The organism is Actinomycetota bacterium, assembly GCA_013152275.1.
Taxonomy (GTDB): domain Bacteria; phylum Actinomycetota; class Acidimicrobiia; order Spongiisociales; family UBA4744; genus BMS3Bbin01.
The window spans coordinates 20,385-43,778 of sequence record JAADGS010000063.1; the positions used below are offsets into that span (position 1 = coordinate 20,385).

Annotated in this window: 22 protein-coding genes; 15 read left to right on the plus strand and 7 right to left on the minus strand. The window is 63.6% G+C overall.

Annotated elements, in window-relative coordinates:
• Positions 1 to 8 precede the first annotated feature (8 nt).
• Positions 9 to 584, minus strand: a complete 576-nt coding sequence (locus tag GXP34_10070; GenBank protein NOY56314.1) for an NADH-quinone oxidoreductase subunit C — start codon at positions 582 to 584, stop codon at positions 9 to 11.
• Positions 565 to 1,281, minus strand: a complete 717-nt coding sequence (locus tag GXP34_10075; protein ID NOY56315.1) for an NADH-quinone oxidoreductase subunit B — start codon at positions 1,279 to 1,281, stop codon at positions 565 to 567. The genes GXP34_10070 and GXP34_10075 overlap by 20 nt, the downstream gene beginning before the upstream one ends.
• 578 nt (positions 1,282 to 1,859) lie before the next feature.
• On the opposite strand from GXP34_10075, the gene GXP34_10080 reads away from it, so the two are divergent.
• The 3 genes from GXP34_10080 (at position 1,860) to hypF (ending at position 5,543) form a co-directional block, all read left to right on the plus strand.
• Positions 1,860 to 2,309 (plus strand): aromatic ring-opening dioxygenase LigA, encoded by a 450-nt coding sequence (locus tag GXP34_10080; GenBank protein NOY56316.1) that lies wholly within the window; start codon positions 1,860 to 1,862, stop codon positions 2,307 to 2,309.
• A 94-nt stretch (positions 2,310 to 2,403) separates the two neighbouring features.
• On the plus strand, positions 2,404 to 3,258 hold the full coding sequence (locus tag GXP34_10085) for a haloalkane dehalogenase (GenBank protein NOY56317.1): 855 nt from the start codon (positions 2,404 to 2,406) through the stop codon (positions 3,256 to 3,258).
• A 35-nt stretch (positions 3,259 to 3,293) separates the two neighbouring features.
• On the plus strand, positions 3,294 to 5,543 hold the full coding sequence (gene hypF / locus GXP34_10090) for a carbamoyltransferase HypF (protein NOY56318.1): 2,250 nt from the start codon (positions 3,294 to 3,296) through the stop codon (positions 5,541 to 5,543).
• A gap of 351 nt (positions 5,544 to 5,894) precedes the next feature.
• Here the strand turns inward: hypF and GXP34_10095 are convergent, their stop codons facing one another.
• Genes GXP34_10095 through GXP34_10110 form a run of 4 tightly spaced genes read right to left on the minus strand, consistent with a single transcriptional unit; the run spans position 5,895 to position 10,464 of the window.
• Positions 5,895 to 7,232, minus strand: coding sequence for an alpha-galactosidase (locus GXP34_10095; protein ID NOY56319.1), 1,338 nt, complete (start codon positions 7,230 to 7,232; stop codon positions 5,895 to 5,897).
• A 5-nt stretch (positions 7,233 to 7,237) separates the two neighbouring features.
• Positions 7,238 to 8,128 carry a carbohydrate ABC transporter permease gene (locus GXP34_10100; GenBank protein ID NOY56320.1) on the minus strand — a complete coding sequence of 297 codons (891 nt, stop codon included), beginning with the start codon at positions 8,126 to 8,128 and terminating at the stop codon, positions 7,238 to 7,240.
• On the minus strand, positions 8,125 to 9,108 hold the full coding sequence (locus tag GXP34_10105) for a sugar ABC transporter permease (protein NOY56321.1): 984 nt from the start codon (positions 9,106 to 9,108) through the stop codon (positions 8,125 to 8,127). The genes GXP34_10100 and GXP34_10105 overlap by 4 nt, the downstream gene beginning before the upstream one ends.
• A gap of 9 nt (positions 9,109 to 9,117) precedes the next feature.
• Complete coding sequence (locus GXP34_10110; GenBank protein NOY56322.1) at positions 9,118 to 10,464, minus strand: carbohydrate ABC transporter substrate-binding protein; 1,347 nt, start codon at positions 10,462 to 10,464, stop codon at positions 9,118 to 9,120.
• Positions 10,465 to 10,746: 282 nt separating this feature from the next.
• On the opposite strand from GXP34_10110, the gene GXP34_10115 reads away from it, so the two are divergent.
• Genes GXP34_10115 through galK form a run of 4 tightly spaced genes read left to right on the plus strand, consistent with a single transcriptional unit; the run spans position 10,747 to position 15,763 of the window.
• Positions 10,747 to 12,756, plus strand: a complete 2,010-nt coding sequence (locus tag GXP34_10115; GenBank protein ID NOY56323.1) for a beta-galactosidase — start codon at positions 10,747 to 10,749, stop codon at positions 12,754 to 12,756.
• Positions 12,756 to 13,553: a DeoR/GlpR transcriptional regulator gene (locus GXP34_10120; protein NOY56324.1), complete on the plus strand. Its 798-nt coding sequence runs from the start codon at positions 12,756 to 12,758 to the stop codon at positions 13,551 to 13,553. The genes GXP34_10115 and GXP34_10120 overlap by 1 nt, the downstream gene beginning before the upstream one ends.
• A complete protein-coding gene (gene galT / locus GXP34_10125) occupies positions 13,550 to 14,620 on the plus strand; it encodes a galactose-1-phosphate uridylyltransferase (protein ID NOY56325.1) in 1,071 nt (356 codons plus the stop codon). The genes GXP34_10120 and galT overlap by 4 nt, the downstream gene beginning before the upstream one ends.
• A complete protein-coding gene (gene galK / locus GXP34_10130; protein ID NOY56326.1) occupies positions 14,621 to 15,763 on the plus strand; it encodes a galactokinase in 1,143 nt (380 codons plus the stop codon).
• Between the two features lie 137 nt (positions 15,764 to 15,900).
• On the opposite strand, the gene hybE is transcribed toward galK, so the two are convergent.
• The gene (gene hybE / locus GXP34_10135) at positions 15,901 to 16,335 is read right to left on the minus strand and encodes a [NiFe]-hydrogenase assembly chaperone HybE (protein ID NOY56327.1); all 435 of its coding nucleotides are present in this window, start codon (positions 16,333 to 16,335) and stop codon (positions 15,901 to 15,903) included.
• Positions 16,336 to 16,487: 152 nt separating this feature from the next.
• Between hybE and GXP34_10140 the strand changes: the two genes are divergently transcribed.
• The 8 genes from GXP34_10140 to hypE all read left to right on the plus strand — a co-directional run bounded on the left by GXP34_10140 (position 16,488) and on the right by hypE (position 23,330).
• Positions 16,488 to 17,615 (plus strand): hydrogenase small subunit, encoded by a 1,128-nt coding sequence (locus GXP34_10140; protein NOY56328.1) that lies wholly within the window; start codon positions 16,488 to 16,490, stop codon positions 17,613 to 17,615.
• A complete protein-coding gene (locus GXP34_10145) occupies positions 17,615 to 19,333 on the plus strand; it encodes a nickel-dependent hydrogenase large subunit (protein ID NOY56329.1) in 1,719 nt (572 codons plus the stop codon). Before GXP34_10140 ends, GXP34_10145 begins: the two co-directional genes overlap by 1 nt.
• Positions 19,330 to 20,043 (plus strand): Ni/Fe-hydrogenase, b-type cytochrome subunit, encoded by a 714-nt coding sequence (gene cybH / locus GXP34_10150; GenBank protein ID NOY56330.1) that lies wholly within the window; start codon positions 19,330 to 19,332, stop codon positions 20,041 to 20,043. The genes GXP34_10145 and cybH overlap by 4 nt, the downstream gene beginning before the upstream one ends.
• On the plus strand, positions 20,040 to 20,516 hold the full coding sequence (locus GXP34_10155) for a hydrogenase maturation protease (GenBank protein ID NOY56331.1): 477 nt from the start codon (positions 20,040 to 20,042) through the stop codon (positions 20,514 to 20,516). The genes cybH and GXP34_10155 overlap by 4 nt, the downstream gene beginning before the upstream one ends.
• Positions 20,509 to 20,832: a hydrogenase maturation nickel metallochaperone HypA gene (locus GXP34_10160; protein ID NOY56332.1), complete on the plus strand. Its 324-nt coding sequence runs from the start codon at positions 20,509 to 20,511 to the stop codon at positions 20,830 to 20,832. The genes GXP34_10155 and GXP34_10160 overlap by 8 nt, the downstream gene beginning before the upstream one ends.
• Positions 20,833 to 20,932: 100 nt before the next feature.
• Entirely contained in the window at positions 20,933 to 21,193 is a 261-nt protein-coding gene (locus GXP34_10165) for a HypC/HybG/HupF family hydrogenase formation chaperone (GenBank protein NOY56333.1), read from the plus strand.
• Positions 21,190 to 22,275 (plus strand): hydrogenase formation protein HypD, encoded by a 1,086-nt coding sequence (gene hypD, locus GXP34_10170; protein NOY56334.1) that lies wholly within the window; start codon positions 21,190 to 21,192, stop codon positions 22,273 to 22,275. Before GXP34_10165 ends, hypD begins: the two co-directional genes overlap by 4 nt.
• 2 nt (positions 22,276 to 22,277) lie before the next feature.
• Positions 22,278 to 23,330, plus strand: a complete 1,053-nt coding sequence (gene hypE, locus GXP34_10175) for a hydrogenase expression/formation protein HypE (protein NOY56335.1) — start codon at positions 22,278 to 22,280, stop codon at positions 23,328 to 23,330.
• The last annotated feature ends 64 nt before the right edge of the window (positions 23,331 to 23,394 follow it).

Here is a 23,394-nt window from a genome sequence, read left to right on the forward strand (position 1 = left end):
GTCGACGTTCATGAGGTCGCCTCAGGCATCGGCTCGACGTCGACAGACCCGGGCCACGGCCGCAGCTCACGGCTCAACAACGGGAAGGACTTGCGCATCGGGTTGCCTTCGAACCCTTCCGGAAGGTAGATATTGCAGAGGTCCGGGTGGCCGATGAACTCGATGCCGAACATCTCGAACGCTTCACGCTCGTGCCAGTTGGCGCCCTTGTACACGGACACGAGACTGTCGATATGGGGGGTGTCTTTCGCAATGCCGGTCGTAAACGTGACCCGGCGCCCCTCGGTGATATCGGCGACAGTCGCGAGAATCTCGAAGCGCTCCACGACATGATCGGCGGGCGCGTCCCCAACCTGCACCTCGTTGGACCACTCGATCACCGACAGCCAGGAGAAGAAGACGAGTCCGAGATCGTTCTGCGCCTTTCGGAGTGCGTCGACCCAACGGTCCGGCTTCACGTGTGCCTTGACCGTGCGGTGACGCACCGCCACCGGATCGGCGAAACCCAGCACGTCGTACACGTGCTCCGCATAGGCAAAGAGGATCTCGTGGGGAGTCTGAACTTCAGACGGGCCGCTGCTCATGCTCTCTCCACTTCTCCTGCATGTCTTCTCCCTGGATCTTCTGCTGCAACAAGACGACGCCTTCGAGCAGCGCCTCGGGGCGGGGAGGACACCCAGGAACATACACGTCGACGGGGATGATCTGATCGACGCCCTTGGTGACCGAGTAGGAGTCCCAGTAGGGGCCACCGCTGTTCGAGCAGGATCCCATGGAGATGACGTATTTGGGATCGGGCATCTGCTCGTAGAGGCGACGTAGGGAGGGAGCCATCTTGTCGGTGAGCGTTCCCGCCACGATCATCAGGTCTGCCTGCCGTGGGGAAGCAGGAAACGGAATCACGCCAAAACGCATGATGTCATACCGGGGGGCGGCAGCGGCCATCATCTCGATTGCACAGCAGGCAAGGCCGAAGTTGAACATCCACAGCGAGTACTTGCGGCTCCAGTTCAGCAACCACGACACCGGCTTCGGTACGCCAAACTTGTCGATCACACCCACTTGAGGACCCCTTTGCGGATCGCATACACGAGACCGGCCGCCAGCACGGCGATGAAGATGAGCATCTCGACGAGACCGAACATGCCGAGCTTCTCGAGGATGAGTGCCCACGGGAAGATGAAGACGGCCTCGACATCGAATACGACGAACAGCAGGGCGTAGATGTAGTAGCGGACCTGACTCTGGCTCCAGTCTTCGCCGACGGGGTCGACGCCACATTCGTAGGTCAGCAACTTCGCTGCATGCGGGTTGGCGGGCCGGAGAGCGGAGGCGATTCCGAGGAAGAGAAGCACGAGGACCACGCCCAATCCAATGAAGGCGGCAACACTCACGTAGTCCTGGAAGTAAGCGCTCAACGCCCCACCCTTCTCGCCACGACGGGGCACGCCGCCCCGTCGTGAACGCAGTATAGGAATCAGAGTGAGGCCCTCCGAACTCGGCCGCATATCGCGGCTCGCGGCTCGCAGGCAGGATGTTTCCTCCCCCGGGAGACCGAAGGCCTGCGCCGGGCCGCTCCCCCTCCCGGCTTCGCCGTATCCTCCCCTCGCGGCGCGCTGCGGCCCGGAGGGACAGGCACGTTCCACCGGTTTGCGCACTGTCCACATGGCGCTTCGCGAAACGCCCCGTCATCGAGGGATCCCCGCCCACATCGCGTTCCGGCCGGGCTCCCCCAAACGGGGGAGCCCGGCTTGTGACCTTTGCAGAAGCACACGTGACCTTCAGCCGTGTTCGTTACCCAGGCCCATGTGATTCACTGGTCACAGATAACCACTCCCTATGGTTTTGGAGGATCCCTCATGATCGCATCGAAGAATGTTCGGATCATCGCAACGGTCGTCATCCTCTTTGGCCTCCTGTTCACACTCGCCGGAGCCGCAACCTGGTTGACGGTCCGGTCCGCTCTCGCCGACGAGCACATCACCGTATCGAAAGACGCGGCGAGTTTCGGCGGCAAGACGGTCACGGGTCCGCTCACGGCCTACGCTCAGGCCGAGATCATCAAGGAACACGCGCTGAAGGCGACCGGCGGCAAAACCTACGCTCAACTGGATCGTGAAGATCCTGTCCGGCAGACGGCGATGACCGCCTCCTTCCTGCGGGCGTCGCTGTTCACCTCCGTAGTTGCCTTCGGCGTGGCGGCCATGGCGATCGGACTCGGATTGGTCCTGATACTGATCGGTTTCGTGGTGCTCCAAACCGCTCGAGGCCTCGCAACCGTTCCCAGGAGGACCCCGGCTGTCCCGTAGCCGTTCTGGGCGAACCGGTCGGCAGCGACCCCCACCGGCCCGGTGGGGGTCGCTCTCGTGGGAAGCCTCCGGGCCATCCAGGTACCCTTGTGTCATGTACGACAAGAAACGAATCGAGATACTCGGTCACACGATGGCCTATGTCGAGGTCGGCCAAGGGAACCCGATCGTCTTCTTGCACGGCAATCCGACGTCGTCTTATCTGTGGCGCAACGTCATCCCCCACCTCGAAGGTCTTGGGCGGTGCATCGCCCCCGATCTGATCGGCATGGGCGATTCGGACAAGATTCCCGGCTCGAAATACCGGTTCGTCGACCATGCAGCCTATCTCGAAGGCTTTCTGCACGCCCTCGAGGTCCAAGACCGTGTGATCCTCGTCCTGCACGACTGGGGCTCCGGGCTCGGCTTCGAATGGGCAGAACGGCACCGCGCAGCCGTCAACGGCATCGCGTACATGGAGGCCGTCGTACGTCCCGTCACCTGGGAAGAATGGCCTGAGACGGCCAGACCGATGTTCGAGGCGATGCGCTCTCCTGCCGGAGAAGAGATCATTCTCGAAAAGAACGTCTTCATCGAACGGATCCTGCCGGCATCGATCATGCGCACACTCACCGAGGAGGAGATGAACGAGTATCGCCGGCCCTATCTGACTCCTGGAGAGGGCCGCCGGCCGATGCTGACCTGGCCACGGGAGATCCCCATCAACGGAGAGCCCGCCGATATGCACGAGGTCGTCTCGCACTATTCGAGATGGTTGTCGACATCGCTCGTCTCCAAGCTGTTCATCGATGCCGACCCCGGCATCATCCTCACCGGACCGCAACGGGAGTTCTGCAGGACGTGGCCGAACCAGGAGGAGGTGACGGTGCGAGGTCTGCACTTCATCCAGGAGGACTCTCCACACGAGATCGGTGAGGCGATCGCCCGTTTCGTCCGTAGGATCGGATAGTTGCAGCAGAACGTCACAAGAACGTGAGAGTTCGCATCGAGATACGGGGCGCAGTCCAGGGCGTGGGTTTTCGCCCCTACGTCTACCGCCTCGCTGCCGAAGAGGGCCTCGCCGGATGGGTGGTCAACGACACTCGCGGAGTGTTCATCGAGGTGGAAGGACCGGAGCGAGCGATCACCCGATTCATGGATCGCCTCCCGGTGGAGCACCCCCCACTCGCGCATGTCGAGTCGATACGCAGCGCCGGGACGGAACCTCTTGGCGAACGGAACTTCCACATCAGGGTCAGTGACTACCAGGGGGCCAAGACGGCATTGATCCTTCCGGATGCCGCGACGTGTGCAGCCTGCATGAGCGAGGTCTTCGATCCCCAGGATCGCCGTTTCCGCTACCCGTTCACGAACTGTACGAACTGCGGGCCCCGATTCAGCATCATCGCCGATCTGCCGTACGACCGACCGAACACGACGATGGTCGGATTCACCATGTGCGACCGGTGCCGCACGGAATACGAAGATCCGGCGAACCGCCGTTTCCATGCCCAGCCGAACGCCTGCCCGGACTGCGGACCGCAACTCGAGCTGTTGGAACGCGAGGGGGACCGGTTCCGTCCGGTTGCCCGAAGCGATGAGGCGCTGGCCGGAGCCGCAGCGGCGCTCGCCGACGGCAAGATCGTCGCAGTGAAGGGCCTCGGAGGGTTCCACCTGATGGTCGACGCCGCCGATGCGAGGGCGATCTCGATGCTGCGAAGCCGCAAACCTCGACCCGACAAGCCACTCGCGTTGATGGCTCGCGACCTCGACCAGGTCCGGACGCTCGTCGAGACCGATCGAGTTGCAGACGCTCTCCTCACCTCTCCTGAGGCACCGATCGTCCTGCTGCGCCGGAGGCCGGGGGCGCCTGCAGCCGGAAACGTGGCACCCGGCAACCCGACGCTGGGCGTCATGCTTGCGTACACGCCGCTGCATCATCTGTTGCTCGACGCCGTTGGTTTCCCGGTCGTCGCGACGAGTGGAAACCTGACCGACGAGCCGATCTGCACGAGTGCGACAGACGCGATCGAACGTCTCGGTCACATCGCGGACCACTTCCTCGTCCACGACCGCCCGATCCAACGGCACGTCGACGACAGTGTCACCTGGATTGTCAACGGTCACCCGAGCCTGCTGAGGAGGGCGCGCGGCTACGCTCCGATGCCGGTGCCGCTGTCGCATCCCTCCCCTCCGATTCTCGCCGTGGGTGCTCACCTGAAGAACACGGTCACTCTGGCGATCGGCGAACGAGCCTTCGTCGGTCAGCACATCGGGGACCTCGAGACGCCACAGGCGCAGGAGGCGTTCGAAAGAGTCATCACGGACTTCCTCCGAATCTATGACGTCACTCCGGAGGTGATTGCCCACGACCTGCACCCTGACTACGTTTCGACGCGATGGGCTCACGCCTCGAACCTGACAGATCGACTGGTCGCCGTCCAGCACCACCACGCCCACCTGGCCTCCTGCCTTGCGGAGAACCAGATCGACGGGCCGGCACTCGGGATCACCTGGGACGGCACCGGCTACGGGAGTGATGGGACCATCTGGGGCGGGGAGTTCCTCGTTGGTGACGCCTCGGGGTTCGACCGCGTGGCACACCTGCGAACGTTCGGACTCCCCGGCGGTGACGCAGCCGCCGCGGAACCGAGACGGGTTGCGCTGGCGTTGCTCTGGGAACATCTCGGCGAAGACGCCCTCGACCATCCCAAGGTTCGCCGGACGTTCACGGACGCCGAGCTGCTCCCTCTGAGCCGCATGCTGCAGACGGGATTTCGTACCCCTCGGACATCGAGCGTCGGGCGCCTCTTCGACGGCGTCGCTTCGCTGCTCGATCTGCACCAACGGGTCTCCTTTGAAGGACAAGCGGCGATGGCGCTCGAGTTTGCCGCAGATCCGACCGTCGATGATGCGTACCCCCGAATGGAAGGAACGGTCCTCGACTGGGGTCCGTTGCTCGATGCAATCATCGACGACCTCGCGCGAGGGGCTGCCACCGGCGTGATCGCCGCCCGGTTCCACAATGCGCTGGCAACCTCGATCGTCGGGGTCGCTCGGCGCATCGATACTCCCCGGGTCGCCCTCACCGGCGGATGCTTCCAGAACCGGCTGCTCACCGAACGAGCGACAAAGCTGCTTCGTGACGCGGGATACGAGGTGTTGCTGCACCGACTCGTGCCACCGAACGACGGCGGGATCAGCCTCGGACAAGTGGCCGTCGCAGCGGAGTATCTCCGTAGCGGCCGGCCGTGACAACCGGGGACGTTGTCCCTGGCGGGATGGTGTGACGCGGAGAGCCCTCCCAACGAGACCGCGGGTTGAACGACTCACGGATCCCATGGAGGGCCCTTGGCCTACGGCAGGACACGGCATCCGAATGCGCCGGTCGTCCCGCTCCATGGTGAAAGAAGTCCGTCCGTCGCAGCCTGCGATCGGCCGGATGTGGCGGACGCTCGGCCTCGAAGCCGTTTCTGATCCAGACCTCGTCGCCGGAAGTCCCCCATCGGCGAGGCTCACGACATCGTCACGCCGCGGATCGACCCGCTCGATGATGCTCTGCGTGAACGAAATGACCCGGATTCGGCCGTCAGGCCGCCGGCACCCTCAAGACACGAAACGTGCGGGCGGGGTCCGACCCAGGAGCGACCGGGTCCGCTCCAACCCCCAGGCATCGAGACTCGCCAGTCGGTCACTCGATGCCATCAGCCCACCACAACGTTCCACGTGTGCCGCCCACTCGACGCGGCGCTCGACCTCGGGTCTCACGATCAGGCAATCGGGGTCGTTCACCCAGAACCGTCCGTGCTGGAACGCTCGAGCTTCACCGGTGACCGTCGCGGCGAGGATCGACGGCTGGCTGAAATCACCGTCGGAGGGCAGGTATTCGGGCCCCGTATCGGGGCTCACCCGCATCGCGTCGAACAGCCCGATGCTCGGGAGGATGGGGGCCCCGCAACCCAGCAGGTACCCGTCGCCGATCGACGTGCGGATCATTTCGACGCCGCGCCGATAGGCCGCCAGTGGGGATTCGGAACCGTACCGCCCTCCCGGGATGGCTCCCGCATAGATGAAATCGATCTTGAAGTAGTCGATCCCCCAGCCGGCCATCGTGGAGAAGACGTCGTGGAGATAGGCCAACGCAGCGGGATGTGTGGTGTCGAGCGCATACAGATCGGTACCCCAGTTGTGACCGGCGAAGGCCGGCGCCCCGTCGACGCCCCGCACGAGCCATTCGGGATGGTCTGCCGCCAGTCGCGACGCGGGGTCTACCAGAAAAGGCGCCACCCAGATCCCCACACGGCGCCCGGCCTCGCGGATGCGACCGGCCAGCGCCTCGAGGGAGGCGAACCTTCCGGAGAGCGACAGCCAGTCTCCCAGGGCGGCCTGATAGCCGTCATCGATCTGGATGACGTCGATCGGGAGATCGAGGCGCTCGGCCATCTCGACGTTCTCCCAGATGTCGTCCTCGGTCACCTGGGTGAAATAGTGATACCACGAACACCACACCGTGGGGGCGGGTCGAGGGGCGGGCAGGGAATGTCGGGCCACGATGTCGTCTGCCCAGGCTGCCAATGCGCCAACGATGTCCTCCCCGTCACGGCGCCACTCGACATCTCCGTCCACATCCACCGCAAGCGTGGTCGGACCCGACAACGTCGCACGGATCGACGGCACCTGCTCCACCGGCGAAACGGCCGCGAACACCTGGACGGCGCCCCCATCGCCCGGATCCACCGCCAGGAGACCCTCGCCTCGGAATCCGGGCCCGTCCGAGACGGACTCGGGTCGGTAGCACAGGACGTGTCGCCGCTCCCCTACGGGATGTGGACCACGGTCGAGCGCCGGGTAGGTCCCCGACGGACTCCACGACTGCCACCCATGCTCGTAGATCCGGGCGGTATCCGGAGCGATCTCGATCTCCGCGATGCGTGTCACTGCCATAGACGTCATCCCTTCGTCGCACCGAGCGTAAGCCCCCGCACGAATTGGCCCTGGAGGGCGAAGAAGACGATCAGGGTGGGGATCGCCACCAGGATCGAGGCGGCGGCGATGAGGTTGTTGTCAACGAAGTAGAGCCCCTGGAGGTTGTTCAGTGCCGAGGTCACCGGGCGCTTGGAACCGGTGCTCATCAGCACGAGTGCCCAGAAGAAATCGTTGTAGATCCACGTGAAGAGCAGAGTCGCCAGCGCCGCCAAAGGCGGCCTGCTGAGAGGCAGAATCACGGATCGGTACTGGCGCCACACCGAAGCTCCATCCATGACGGCCGCCTCGCCCAATTCCATGGGGATGGTTTTCATGTAGTTCGACAGCACGAACACGCAGAACCCCACCTGAAACGCCACGTGGATGGCGATGATCCCGAAGAAGCTGTCGTACCAGACGCCGGTGTCGCTGAGAAACGACGGCAGTGGAAGCGCGAGGTACAGCCGGTACAGGGGTGTGATGATCACCTGCTGCGGCAAGAGATTCCCCGCGGTGAAGATCATGAGCAGGGCCAGGTTGAAGCGGAACGTGAACCTGCTCAGGGCGAAGGCGACCATCGTCGCCAGGAAGAGCGTAAGTATGACAGCCGGCACGGTGATCACGAACGAGTTCCAGAAGAAGTGCGGCAGATCGGCGTTGCGCCATGCCGTGGTGTAGTTGGCGATGGTCAGAACGCCCGGAAGCGACACGTACCCCCGCTCCGCCGTGTCGGAGTACGGTCGGAGCGACGTGTACAGCGCCCAGACCAGCGGGAACAACCAGACCAGCGACGTCACGATCAGGAATGCCTGGAGCACGACACGAGCCGGAGTGACCTTGCGGCGGCTCGTCGGCACGGTGTCGGCCCGGTTCATTCGGCCGCCTCCCGCCTGAATGTCCAGTACAGAAACGTGAGGATGCCGCTGAGCGAGATCACCAACAGAATCGTCCCGATCGCCGAGCCGAACCCGATCCGGCTGGCCTCACCGATGATGTTGTTCGTGACCAGCACCGACAACAGTTCGAGACCATTGGTCCCTTTGTTGATGATGTAGACGATGTCGAATGCCCGAAGGGCCTCGATGGTGGTGATGACGAGGATGACGATGTTGATGGGTTTCAGCACCGGGAACACGACCCGAAAGAAGCTCTGAATCTCGCCTGCCCCGTCGATGGCGGCTGCCTCCTTGAGTGTCGGATCCACGCTCTTCAGCCCGGCGACATACAGGATCATCACGTACCCGGCCTGCCTCCAGCTCGCCACGAGCAAGACGGCCCAAAGATTCAGGCTCGGGTTCCCGAGCCAGTCGATCAGATCGTTCGGCTGTGTCCGACCGATGAGGTTGTTGATGAATCCCTGATCCGGGGAGAAGATCAACTGGGCGATGAACCCGATGATCGCCAGCGACAGCACCACGGGGAGGTAGAAGGCGCTCTGGTAGATCCGTGACCCGGCCACGTCGCGGTCCAGCAGAACTGCGAGGAACATTCCGAACGGTGTCGCCAGGATGGCGAAGAAACCGAACCAGATGAGGTTGTGCCGGAGGGCGGGATCGAACGGCGGGTAGATCGTGAAGATGTTGCGATAGTTCTCGAGCCCGACCGGCTTGATGGCCGCAATGCCTCCGATTCCGTCCCACCGGGTGAACGACAACAGCACCGATGCCAGTGTCGGCCCCCACACCAACGCGACGTGGATGATGAGCGGAAACACGATCATCGCCGCCAGCACCCATCGGTCACCGCGTGTCAGCAGCGAGTGGCGGCGCTTCCGCACAAACACGGAGGTGACGCCTCCGGGCGTGGAGGCGTCACCTTCATGCACAGGCCGGATGGCGTGGGAGTCATCCGCCATCGGTAACCGTCAGCTCGCGAAGATCGAGACCTTTTGGGCCTGGATGCTCTTCTGGAGACCTGTAATGTCCTTCGGGTTGTTCAGGAACGACTGCAGTGCCGGGATCATCACCGTCGAGGCGAAGTCGGGTCGCGTATCGCGATCCATGAACTGGCTGATGTGTTTGGCACCAGAGATCAGCTCCGCCGCCTTCTTCTGAAGGGCGTTGTAACCGGTCGTGCTGACGTCCTTCGCTGCCGCAACGTTGTTCGGGTCCGACGCCAGGTACATCAGCTGGGCCTCGGGCGTGCCGAGGTACTCCAGCAACGCGACCGCCGCGTCCCGATTCGACGGGCTCTTGCTCATCATGAATCCGTCGATCGGCGCCTCGACCGAGTCCGTCCCGTACGTCGGGTTGATCTCCGGGAAGGCGAAGAAGTCCAGATCCGACCGGTCGGCATCGGGGAACTGCTGGCCGACGAACATGCCGAGCAGATACATGCCCGACTCCTTCTTCACCAGCGACTGGGCGGCCTCCTGCCAGGTTCGACCCAGAGCGCCGGGCTGCAGGTACTCCAACAGCCCTGCCCACTGCTCGAACACGTCGGTGACTTTCTTGTCTTCCCACGATTCCTTGCCGGCCATCAGGCCAATGTGGAAGTCGTATCCGTTGATTCGCATGTCAAGGTAGTCGAACGTACCCATGGCCGGCCATCCGTCCTTGTCGGCGAAGGCGATCGGAACCAGTCCGTCGCTCTTCATCTGGTCGCCGAGCTTCTTGAGTTCGTCCATCGTCTTGGGGATCTGATACCCCTTCTCGGAGAACACGCTCTTTCGATAGAAGATTGCCCACGGGTAGTTGTAGAAGGGGACGAAGTACTTCTTTCCATCCAGCCCCGTCGATGCTTGCGCCATGGCGGAGGAGTAGTTGGAACCGATCTTGGCCCACACATCGTCGATGGGTGACGCCAGCCCCTTTTCGGCGAAGAACTGCATCCGGAAGCCGGCGAACCAGGTGAACAGATCGTCGGGCTTGCCCTGGAGGTAGCTGTTGATCTGCTCCTGAAAGGTGTTGTGGTCGACGGTGTTGACGTTGACGGTGATGCCCGACGCCTGCTGGAAGGCGTCATACACTTTCTGATACGCGTCCTTCGGAACCTGGTCGGAGGCGTTCGATCCGACTGTCACACTTCCGGTGGCCTTCCCGCCTCCGGTGGCAGCCGTCGTCGATGTGCCAGATGTGCTCGAGCACGCCGCCAACAACCCTGGAAACGCAGCGAGGCCGGCAGCCCCGGCGATTCCTCTCAGTAGTTGCCGCCGGTTGATCTCCGGAAGCACCAAACCCGTATCGGCTCGCCAATCGTCTGTCCGACTCATCGCACATCCTCCTCATCGCGCCTGAATCCGATATCACACTTCCACTCAGATCCGCACACCACGTTAGGTTCGGCACGTCCCGCTCGTCAAGTGGTTCCCGAGGAAGACTTTTCGCGTTCAAGCAACAGAAAGACTATGATGTCTCTTGGTATCCGTTGGAAACGTAACCGGCCTGGCTCCACCACACACTTCATACGAATCGGTGGCAACACACACCGTGGCTTGACTAGCCTTGCAGATCATGTTGTTCGGCTATGTTCGATTATGGAAGATGAACGGTACATGATGCGTATCACCGACCGGCTGACGGGATTGGCGTTCGGCGGAGACTACAACCCCGAACAGTGGCCACCCGAGGTGTGGGACGAGGACATCGCGCTCATGATCGAGGCCGCGGTGACGATGGTCACGGTCGGCGTGTTCTCGTGGGCCATGCTCGAGCCGTCACCAGGCTACGTCGACTTCGGATGGCTCGACGACATCCTCGATCGACTGCACCGCGCCGGGATCGCCGTCGACCTCGCCACCGCCACCGCCTCGCCGCCGCCGTGGCTCGTCCGAACCCATCCCGAGATCCTCCCGATCACCCGAGATGGTCTCCGCCTGTATCCGGGATCGCGCCAGACCTGGTGCCCCAGCTCTCCCGTGTATCGGGAAGCTGCCGTCACGTTGGCCGCTCGGATGGCGAAGCGGTACGGCAACCACCCTGGATTGGCGATGTGGCATGTCGGCAACGAATACGGTTGTCACAACGCCCACTGCCACTGTCCGGTGAGCACGGTGGCCTTCCGGCGCTGGCTTGCGAAACGATACGGCTCGATCGGCGCCCTCAACGACGCATGGGGTACCACGTTCTGGAGCCAGCGATACCGTGACTTCGAGGAGATCCACACCCCACGCCTCAGCCCGACGTTCGTGAACCCCACCCAGCAGCTCGACTACGCCCGATTCTCCTCCGACGAGCTGCTCGAGTGCTTCCGGGCGGAACGAGACGTTCTCCGAGAGATCACGCCCGAGATTCCGATCACGACGAACTTCATGGTCATGCAGTTCTCCCGAAACCTGGACTACTGGCGATGGGCACCCGAAGTGGACATGGTGAGCAACGACCACTATCTCGATGCCGCCGATCCCGAAGCCCACGTCGAGCTGTCGTTCTCGGCCGATCTCACCCGCGGGCTGGCAGAGGGAAACCCGTGGCTGCTCATGGAACATTCGACCGGTGCAGTCAACTGGCAGCCGCGCAACACTCCCAAGATGCCGGGGCAGATGGCCCGAAACAGCATTGCCCACATCGCCCGCGGCTCCGAAGGAGCGATGTTCTTCCAGTGGCGGGCGTCTCGCGCCGGTACCGAGAAGTTCCACTCGGCGATGCTGCCTCATGCCGGAACCGACTCGCGGATATGGCGAGAGGTCGTCGAACTGGGCAAACTCGTCGCGAACCTGGCGCCGATCGCCCGCACGACGGTCGAGGCGGACGTGGCGATGGTATTCGACTGGAATGCGTGGTGGGCGACCGAGCTCGATTCACATCCCAGCACAGACGTGCGCTACCTGGACCGGGCCCATGCCTGGTATCGCGCGCTGTGGCAACACAACATCACGTGTGACATGGTAAAGCCGGGTGAGTCCCTGGAAGGGTACCGGCTCGTCATCGTCCCTACGCTCTACCTCGCGTCCGAAGCCGCCGCCTCGGAGGTAGGCCGATTCGTGAAGTCGGGGGGAACGGCGGTCATCACCTACTTCAGCGGGATCGTCGACGAGTCCGACCACGTTCATCCTGGCGCATACCCGGGGGCGTTTCGCCACCTCCTGGGCATACGGACCGAAGAGTTTGTTCCCCTCCGAGCCGACCAGACGATCGACCTCGACATCGGAGGAAAGGCCGACGTCTGGGCGGAGTATGTCCATCTGGAAGGAGCAGAGGCCGTCGCCAGATTCGTGGGCACACCGCTCGACGGATGGCCGGCCGTCACGAGCCATCGATTCGGCGATGGAACGGCATGGTACGTGGCTACGCGCACCGACTCCTCCACCACCATGGCCCTGGCCCACCGGATCCTGACGGCATCGGGAATCGACACGGCCGAATACGGCTCCGACGTGGAGGTGGTCACCCGGTCGGGATCCGGTGGTCGGTTCAGATTCATCATCAACCACGGCGCCGAGGACACCGCGATCGGCGTGGCAGGGCACGATCTCGTGACCGACCGCGCGGTCAGGCCCGCCGACACGGTCGCTGCAGGCGGCGTGGCAGTGGTGCACGAGGCGCCGGACGACGGAGACGACTGATGCTCCCACAACAACGACAAGCCTTGATCCTTGAACGTATCCGCGACTCGGGCGCGGTCCGGGTCTCCGATCTGGCCCGTGAGTTCGACGTATCAGAGATGACGGTGCGACGAGACCTCGATCTCCTCGAGGAACGCGGCCTCCTCGAGAAAGTTCACGGTGGTGCCACCCTGCTCGACGCCGGTACCGCCTTCGAGCCGTCCTTCGCCTCCAAGGCAACCCGCAACACCGCCGAGAAGCTGCACATCGGGCGGGCGGCCGCCGCGCTGGTAAGCCCGGGTCAGGCCGTTGCGTTGAGCGCCGGGACAACAACGTTCCAGGTGGCCCGCTTCCTGAGGGACGTCCCGGGCCTCACGGTCGTCACCAACTCGGTCCAGGTGGCCGAGGAGCTCCACCACAATCGAACAGGCGATCAGACCGTGATCCTCACGGGGGGCGTCCGGACACCGTCGGATGCACTCGTGGGGCCGTTCACGGTGGCAGCGCTGCGCCACATCCATGTGGACATCGTGTTCCTCGGCGTCCACGGTATGGACCTGGATGCAGGCTTCACGACGCCGAACATGCTCGAGGCCGAGGCCAATCGGGCGCTCATCCGAGCCGGCCGGCGTCTCGCCGTGGTGGCGGACCATTCGAAGTGGGGAGTCGTCGGGATAGCGACCATGGCCGCGATCGAGGATGCCGCCGTGCTCGTCACGGACCGCGGTCTATCCCAGGATGCTCTCGGTCCGTTGCGAGAGCGCATCGACGACGTCATCGTCACCGACCCGACCACCCTCGCCACCGAGGTGTCATGAACCGCACCAAGATCCTTCTCGCAGATGGGCGCGAGTTGTTCTACTACGACGAGGAGTCCGGTGTCACGCACAGACGTCGCGACCTCAGGGATCTCTCCCCGGTCGAAACGGTATCCGAGTTGCGGTGGGACCCGTTGGCATCGGAATGGATCATCCTGGCGGCCAACCGCCAGTCTCGGACGTTCCTCCCGCCGGCAGACCGATGCCCACTCGACCCGAGCCGCCCAGGACACCCCACCGAGATCCCCGATTCCTCATACGATGTGGCCGTGTTCGAAAACCGGTTCCCCAGCCTCGTCGAACACCCCACATCGCCCGACACCCGATCCGGCGACTTCCCGATCAGGCCGGGGCTGGGCCGCTGTGAGGTAGTGAGCTTCACAAGTGACCACGAGGGATCCTTCGCCACACTGTCACCCCGGCGGGCCCGGTTGGTCATGGATGTCTGGGCCGATCGCACCACCGAGTTGGCAACAATCCCAGGTGTCGAATACGTCTTCGTATTCGAGAATCGCGGTGAGGAGATCGGAGTCACCCTGCACCATCCCCATGGCCAGATCTACTCCTACCCCTTCGTGCCACCGGCGATGGTGAAGATGCTCGACTCCGCACGCGTGCACCGGGAGACCATCGGCGGCGACCTCTTCGCCCGGATCATCGAGCACGAGCGGAAGGCGCACATTCGGGTTGTCGCCGCGAACGACCACTGGGTGGCATTCGTGCCGTCGGCGGCCCGCTGGCCCATCGAGGTCCATGTGTACCCGCTCAGGAAAGTACCCGACATCCCATCGCTGGACCCGGACGAACGTTCGGCCTTCGTCGACCTGTACCTCGACCTGCTGCAACGCCTCGACCGCCTCTTCGACGCGCCCCTCCCCTACATCGCCGCCTGGTATCAGGCCCCACTCCACATCGATCGAGATCTGAGCCACCTCCATCTGCGGGTGTCCTCGATCCGCCGGGCGGACGACAAGCTCAAGTACCTCGCCGGGTCCGAGACCGCCATGGGTGCGTTCATCAACGACATCCCTCCCGAGGCCACCGCCGAGCGTATCCGGAGCGTGTGAGTGCAGCGCGTCGTCGATACATTCGAGGAGGCGTTCGGCCACCGTCCCGACGGCGTGTGGTCGGCGCCCGGACGCGTCAACCTGATCGGTGAGCACACCGACTACAACGATGGGCTTGCCTTGCCGTTCGCCATCCAACTTCGCACCTACGCGGCCATCGGGTTGCGACCGGACACGGAGGCAAGGGCCGTTTCGGTGCAGTCCCCCGACACGTCGGTGGCCACCGACGTGACGACAATCCGTCCCGGGACGGACCTCGGATGGGCGGGCTATGCGCTCGGAATGGCATGGAGCCTTGGTGTCGACCATGGGTTCGATGTCGCCGTCGACGGGCAGGTCCCGGTAGGTGCAGGCCTGAGCTCGTCGTCCGCACTCGAGTGCGCCGTCGGCTTGGGCCTGGCGGCACTCTCCGGCATCGAGATCGACCGGATGGATCTCGCCCGAGCCGCACAGCAGACCGAGAACCGGATCGTAGGCGCACCGACCGGCATGATGGACCAGGTCGCATCACTGGAAGGACGAGCAGGCATGGGGATCCTGTTCGACGTGGCCGCCGGCTCCATCCGACGCGTCCCCCTGGATCTCGACGCCGCGGGACTCGAGATCATCGTCATCGACACCCGCGTGTCGCACGCCCACGCCGCCGGCGAATACGCCACCCGTAGACGTGAATGCGAGGAGGCCGCCCGCCGGCTCGGTCGCGCCTCGCTGCGCGGGATCACCGTGAGAGAACTCGGTGCTGCCGGGCGTCGATTGGCAGACTCGACCCTGGTTCGTCGGGTGCGGCACGTCGTCACCGAGAATGACCGCGTCCTGCGAGTTTCCGACGCTCTCACCCACAATGACTGGCCGACGGTCGGCACCGCCCTCATCGAGTCACACCACTCCCTTGCCGACGACTTCGAGGTGAGCTGCCCGGAGCTGGACGCCGCGGTGGAAACCGCTCTCGATGCCGGAGCGATCGGGGCCCGCATGGTCGGCGGCGGGTTCGGAGGATCGGCCATCGCTCTCATCCCCTCTTCGATCCGGCGGCATGTCACCGCCTCGGTGGCGTCACGATTCTCGAGAGAAGCATGGCCCATCCCACGAACGTTCACCGCTCGGCCCAGCGCCGGGGCCCGTCTGGTGCGCCGATTCGGCTAGTGCCTCGACCGGCAACCGTTGCGGCGTTCTGTGGGCCGGGAACGTAGCTCGCAGCGTTCTCCGCCCCGACGCACCTGCCGGTGCGCCTTCGTTGTGCGGCCTTGCCATCGACACCCCGAACGTTGCCTGTCGAGGTACTAAAGACCGAGAAACCTTCGTCGGTCCGGGTCTGACGCCTCCGCCGATTCGTAGGCTCTCCGCACGGCGTCGCGAAACGGCTCCGCCAGAGAACGCGCCACAACGCGGGCCTGCTCCTGCGTTTGAAACGTCAAGATGTCTCCTACGAGATTGACGGCACCATAGGTTCCCAGCCCATCGATGCTGTTCCTCAGAACCTTGTAGGTCTTCGAGGCGACGGTGAGTTCGCCCGGATAGTCTTCATCTTCCGCGAACAACATGCCGATCAGCGTCCATGGAGCGATGAGGATGAGGGTGCCGATGCCTTCGACCTCGGCCGCCTCGACCACTTCGACACGAAGCCTCGAGTTCGTCGAAGGATCGCCCAAGAACACCCGCCTATGGATCCCCTCGAACGTTGCCTGGACCGAGTCGACGAGTGATGCAAAATCCATATTTCGAGTCTACTTCAGCCGACGCGGCGGTCATCAAACCGCTATGTTAGTTTCCAGTGGCCCTGGTTATGAGGCTACGAGCCCGTAGCTCAGGGCCCGGCATCTCAGGTTCGACGACCGGCGATTCGTACGCCGAGAGGGAGGGGAGAACCATGCCGGCCATGGAGACGCGCGAAAGAGCACTGGGTGACCGTCTGGCGCAGTTTGGCGTAAACCGCCGAACATTTCTCAAGTACTGCGCAACCTTGACTGCCGTGCTTGCGCTCCCTGCACGCTTCACCGAACGTGTCGCACGAGCACTCGAGTCGGTGGAGAAACCATCGATCATCTGGCTCGAATTCCAAGACTGTGCAGGGGATACCGAGTCGTTTCTCCGTTCGCGCAATCCGGGAGTCGGCGATCTCATCCTCGACCTGCTCTCTGTCGACTATCACGAGACGATCATGGCGGCTGCCGGGTTTCAGGCGGAGGCGGCCAAGGAGGCCACGATCGCCAAAGGCGGCTACATCGTCGTCGTCGAAGGGTCGGTGCCGATGGGCGACGGCGGCGTCTACTGCACGATCGGTGGGAAGACCGCCATCCAGATTCTCGAGGAGGCGGCGGTCGGCGCCGCAGCGATCATCAACGTGGGTACATGCTCCGCCTACGGTGGCCTCCCCAAGGCTGCGCCCAACCCCACGCGCGCCGTCGGCGTGGCCTCGGTGGTGAGCGGAGTCCCGATCATCAACCTGCCCGGCTGTCCGGCCAATGCGGACAACATCACTGCCACACTCGTCCACTACCTCACGTTCGGCTCGCTCCCGGCAACCGACTCGAAGGGCAGACCCCTCTTCGCGTACGGGACCCGGATACACGACGCCTGCGAACGCCGGGCACACTTCGACGCGGGCCAGTTCGTCCTCGAATGGGGCGACGCCGGGCACAAGAGGGGCTGGTGTCTCTACAAAATGGGCTGCAAAGGCCCCTCCACGTTCCACAACTGCCCCATCATCCGCTGGAACGAGGCGACGAGCTGGCCGGTCGGTTCAGGGCATGGGTGCGTCGGATGCTCCGAGCCCGACTTCTGGGACACCATGACCGACTTCTACGTCCGGCTTCCCAAGGTCACCGGTTTCGGAGCGGAAGCCACCGCAGACAAGATCGGGCTGGGAATCGCCGCAGCCACCGCCGTCGGGTTCGGCGCCCACGGCATCGCCAAGGCGATTCAGAGACGGGCGGGTCTCGGCTCGGAAGGTCCCGCTCCCGGCTCCATGGAAGATGACACGGACGGGAGCGAATGATGGCAACAATCGTGGTCGATCCAATCACTCGCATCGAGGGACACCTCCGCATCGAAGCAGAGGTCGCCGATGGTGCAATCACGCAGGCCTGGTCCTCCGCGACCATGTGGCGCGGCATCGAGACGATTCTCGAAGGCCGCGATCCTCGGGACGCCTGGTACTTCACGCAGCGCATCTGTGGCGTGTGCACGACCGTTCATGCGCTGGCATCGGTTCGTACGGTCGAGAACGCCTTGGACATCGTCCCTCCGCCCAACGCCCAGAGGATCAGGAACCTGATCGCCCTCAGCCAGTTCGTCCAGGACCATGTCGTGCACTTCTACCACTTGCACGCTCTCGACTGGGTGGACATCGTGTCTGCGCTGGATGCGGACCCACAGGCGACGGCCGAGCTGGCCGGCTCCATCTCCGACTATCCGCGCTCGAGCGTGGGCGTGTTTCGACAGGTGAAGAACAGGCTCGCCGCATTCGTCGAGGGAGGACAACTCGGTCCTTTCGCGGGAGGATACTGGGGCCACCCCGCCTACAAGCTTCCTCCCGAAGCGAACCTGATGGCAGTCAGCCACTATCTCGATGCGCTCGAGTTCCAGCGGGATTACATCCGCATCCATGCCCTGCTTGGAGGCAAGAACCCCCACCCGCAGACGTACCTCGTGGGTGGAATGGCAACGCCCATCGATCCCGACTCGCAGGCGGCGATCAACGCAGGCTTGCTCGCAGAACTGCGCAAGCTGCTGAAACGGGGACTTGCCTTCGTCCAGCAGGCATACATCCCCGACCTGCTCGCGGTTGCGTCGTTCTACAAGGACTGGGCTTCCATCGGCCGGGGGCTCGGGAACTACATGTCCTTCGGCGAATTCCCGACCGGGACCAACAATCCCGCGAAGGAACCGGACACGATGTACCTGCCGCGAGGCGTGATTCTCGGCGGGGACCTCTCCCAGGTCCACCCGCTGGATCCGACCAGGATCGCCGAGTACGTAACGCACTCCTGGTACTCGTACTCTTCCGGTGACGCCACGCCTCTCGCGCCGTTCAACGGAGAGACGGTGCCCAACTTCACCGGTCCGCAGCCGCCCTACGAGTTCCTCGACACCGACTCGAAGTACTCCTGGCTGAAGGCTCCCCGGTACGACGACACCGCCATGGAGGTCGGTCCTTTGGCGCGCATGTTGGTTGCGTTCGCCTCCGGCCACACACGGGTCCAGGAGATCGTCGGATACGTCTTGGACACACTCGGTGTAGGGCCCGAAGTCCTCTTCAGCACGCTCGGACGGACGGCGGCGCGCGGCGTGGAGACACTGCTTCTTGCGGAGCGCTCCCTGGAAGAGCTCGATCAGCTGATCGCCAACATCTCGACCGGAGATTACCGCACACATAACGGTGAGCGCTGGGACCCGAAGACATGGCCGGACGCGGCCCAGGGCTTCGGCATGCATGAAGCCCCCCGAGGCTCGCTGTCGCATTGGATCACGATCAAGGACAAGCGTATCGAGCACTACCAGATCGTTGTTCCCTCCACGTGGAACGGAAGTCCTCGGGACGCGAAGGGAAACCCCGGTGCCTACGAGGCCGCACTCGTGGGTACTCCCGTGGCAATCGAGACCCAGCCACTGGAGATTCTGCGGACGATCCACTCCTTCGATCCTTGCATGGCATGCGCAGCACACCTGATCGACACGGACGGCAACCCCTTGGTGGAGGTGCGGGTGTCATGAAGACGAAGGAAGCCCGTGTACGCGAAGTGCTCCAAGACCCGACGGTCGAGCGCACTCCGGGAATCGTGACCATCCGGGTGTGGGAACTGCCGGTACGCGTGCTGCACTGGACGGTTGTCGCCGCGGTACTGGTGCTGGCCGGCACCGGCTACTACATCGGCAACCCGTACATCCTCGTCGGCAGCGAACCAGGGTTCGTGATGGGTCTGATACGCTCCATCCACCTTGCCTCGGCGTGGGTGTTCAGTGTGGCCATCATCTGTCGCATCATCTGGTCGTTCATCGGCAACCGGTGGTCACGCTGGGATCAACTCGTGCCTGTTCACCGCGAGCGGCGCGTCTGGCTGTGGAAGACTCTCGGGTACTACCTGTTCCTCAGGAAAGAGCCGCCCCCGGCAGCAGGGCACAACCCTTTGGCGGGAGTCACCTACCTGGTCGTCTTCGTCATGTTCGTCGTGCAGATCATCACCGGCCTTGCCCTGGCCGCATTGGCCAATCCTCAGGGGGTGCTGTGGTCGACCACCGGTTGGGTCTTCAGTCTGTTTGCGATCCAGACGGTCCGCCTCGTCCACCATCTGATCATGTGGCTGACGATCGGCTTCGTCATCCACCACGTCTACTCGGCGGTGCTGGTCGATATCGAAGAGAAGTCGGGCTTGGTTTCATCGATCTTCACCGGCTACAAACGACTGCCGATCGATCGCCTGTGACCGATCGGGCACCGATCCTGGTTCTTGGACTTGGGAATGAACTCTTCACCGACGAAGGTCTCGGCATACATGCGGCCCGCCGTATCGAGGCCATGCAGCTGCATGGTGTGGACGTGCTCGATGGCGGCACCCTGGGCATCGCCCTCCTCCCCGAGTTGGAAGGGCGCGACGCCGTGCTGATCCTGGATGCGGTGATCATGGCGGAAGGATCACCGGGCACAGTCGTCAAACTCCAGGAGAACGAACTGGACCGGCCGGTCCAGATGCTGTTCTCCGCGCATCAGTTCGGGATCGGCGAGACGATCGCCGCTGCACGCCTCGTGGGCCAGGCGCCCGCCCGCCTGACGGCCGTGGGCATGGTCCCCTTCTCCCTCGAAACCGGATACGGACTGAGCGCCGAAGCAGATGAGGCGCTCGCCGGCATGATCGAAGAGGCGTTGGGGGTCTTGACGGAATGGGGAGTCGATGCATGAGCAAGGTCTGATCGCCGGCGTCGCCGCCGAAGTCGTCGAACGTGCCGGCGGCGGACGCGTGGGGCGTGTGGTCATTACCGTCGGTCCGGAGATAGACCCTCTGATCGTGACGACGGCATGGCAGTCGACGGTCATCGGAACGACGGCCGAGACGGCCGACCTCGTCGTCGAGAAGGCCCTCGATACGATGCAGTGCTTCACGTGTGGCATCGAATACGAAGGAGCGAAGCTCGATCCGTGTCCCAAGTGCGGCCTCGACGGCCTCGTGATCCGAGCTGCTCCCGAAATCGCCCTGAAGTCCTGGAGCCCCGCATGAGGACAAAGCCGTACGACTCCCTTGGCTCACGGCGCATCAGGTGTGACGAAGACACCCAGAAACGCGATCCTTCGGACAACGGCAGGATGGAGTGGCCCACATGTGCCTAGGCGTCCCCGGCAAGGTGCTCGAAATCACCCCCAACGATACGGGGATGACCATGGGGAAAGTCAGCTTCGCAGGGATCATCAAGGACGTTTGCCTCGCCTACATCCCCGAGGTGAAGATCGACGACTATGTGATCGTCCACGTCGGATTCGCCATCAGCAGAATCGACGAGACCGAGGCTCAGGAAGTGTTCCGGTTCCTCGACCAGATGGGTGACCTGGGCGAACTCGAGATTCCCGAGATCGGACTGTGAAGTACGTCGACGAGTACCGTAGCGAAGCCTCCGCGCGGCAACTCTTTGCCGCCATCCGTGATGCGACCACCCGACCGTGGACGATCATGGAGATCTGTGGAGGGCAAACCCACACGTTGATCAAGTTCGGAATCGACAACATGCTTCCCGACGAGATAACCCTCGTCCACGGCCCCGGCTGTCCCGTGTGCGTCACACCTTTGGAGATGATCGACAAGGCGATCGCCATCGCCAGACGTCCCGAAGTGATCTTCACATCCTTCGGCGACATGCTGCGCGTGCCCGGTTCCGACACGGATCTGCTGGCCGTGAAGGCGGAAGGCGGCGATGTGCGAATGGTGTACTCACCACTGGACGCCGTGAGGCTTGCCCAGCGGTATCCGGACCGACACGTCGTGTTCTTCGCAGTCGGATTCGAGACGACCGCCCCGGCCAACGCCATGGCGGTACGGCATGCGCGAGCGCTCGAACTCACGAACTTCTCGATCCTGTCCTCCCATGTCCTCGTGCCGCCGGCGATGGAAGCGATCCTCGGCTCCCCCGACAACCTGGTGCAGGGGTTCCTGGCTGCCGGACACGTCTGCGCGGTGATGGGCTATTGGGAATACGAACCGATCGCAGAACGGTACAAAGTCCCGATCGTCGTGACCGGGTTCGAACCGCTCGACCTCCTCCAGGGCATCTACATGGCGGTACGCATGCTCGAAGAAGGGCGTGTGGGCGTCGAAAACCAGTACGCGAGGGCTGTCGTCAAGGAAGGCAACGTCCCCGCCCAGGCGATGTTGCGAGAAGTATTCCGGCCCTGTGACCGACCGTGGAGGGGCATCGGGATCATCCCTCTGAGCGGGTTCGGTCTGAACCCCGAGTACGCGGCGTTCGATGCCACACTCCGATTCGACGTGGAGACGGTGACGGCCTCCGAGTCGGAGATCTGCATTGCCGGCGAGATCATGCGTGGCCTTCGCAAACCAAACGACTGCCCGGTGTTCGGGACCGACTGCACACCGGAACACCCTGTGGGTGCGCCCATGGTCTCGTCTGAAGGTGCCTGCGCGGCCTACTACCAATACGGGAGGGTCTGACCATGGATGTCTCCGGGCTCGGAGTGTGCCCGATTCCCATCACCGACTACCCGCATGTGCTCCTTGCCCACGGCGGGGGCGGCTCACTGTCGCAGATGCTGATCGAGCGGATGTTCGTGCCGACGTTCGGGAACCCGGTCCTGAACCAGCTTCATGATGGCGCCGTGCTCGACATGGAAATGAACCGGATCGCCGTCTCGACGGATTCTTTCGTGATCAGCCCGCTCTTCTTTCCTGGAGGCGACATCGGTTCGCTCGCCGTCCACGGCACCGTGAACGACGTCGCCATGTGCGGCGCAACCCCACGATTCCTCACCGTCGCGTTCATCCTCGAAGAAGGCCTTCCCATGGATGATCTGTGGCGCATCGTCTCGTCGATGAGGACCGCGGCAGACGGTGCCGGAGTCACGATCGTGACCGGGGACACCAAGGTCGTCGACCGAGGCAAGGGCGACGGCATCTACATCAATACGACCGGGGTCGGCGTCGTACCAGAAGGGATCGAAGTCTCTCCGGTGCGTGCCGAGCCAGGGGATGTCGTATTGATCTCGGGTCGTATCGCCGAGCACGGCATCGCCGTCATGTCGGTCCGGGAAGGCCTCGAGTTCGAGACGCGCATCGGGAGTGATTCGGCGTCACTCAACGGCCTCGTGGAGGCGATCCTCGGAGCAGGCGGGTCCCGTGTTCACGTCCTGCGAGACCCGACTCGGGGCGGCCTGGCAAGCGCAACCAACGAGATCGCCGGGAGCGCCCGACGCGGGATTCGACTCGTCGAGTCGACCATCCCGATCCTGGATGAAGTTCGGGGTGCCTGCGAGATTCTCGGGTTCGACCCTCTCTACGTTGCCAACGAGGGCAAACTGATCGCCATCGTCGCACCGGATGCCGCCGGGGCCGTACTTGCCGCAATGCAGACCCACCCCCTGGGAAGGGATGCTGCAGTGATCGGCGAGGTGACCGCGGAGCATCCTGGCCGCGTGTTCCTTCGAAGCAGTGTCGGCGGTAGCCGAGTCGTGGACATGCTGAGTGGGGAGCAGCTGCCGAGGATCTGTTGAGGTTCGGCTCCGCCGCCACCGTGCGGCAATCGACGCCAAAGTGCCCCCGCAAAACCCCCCGCCT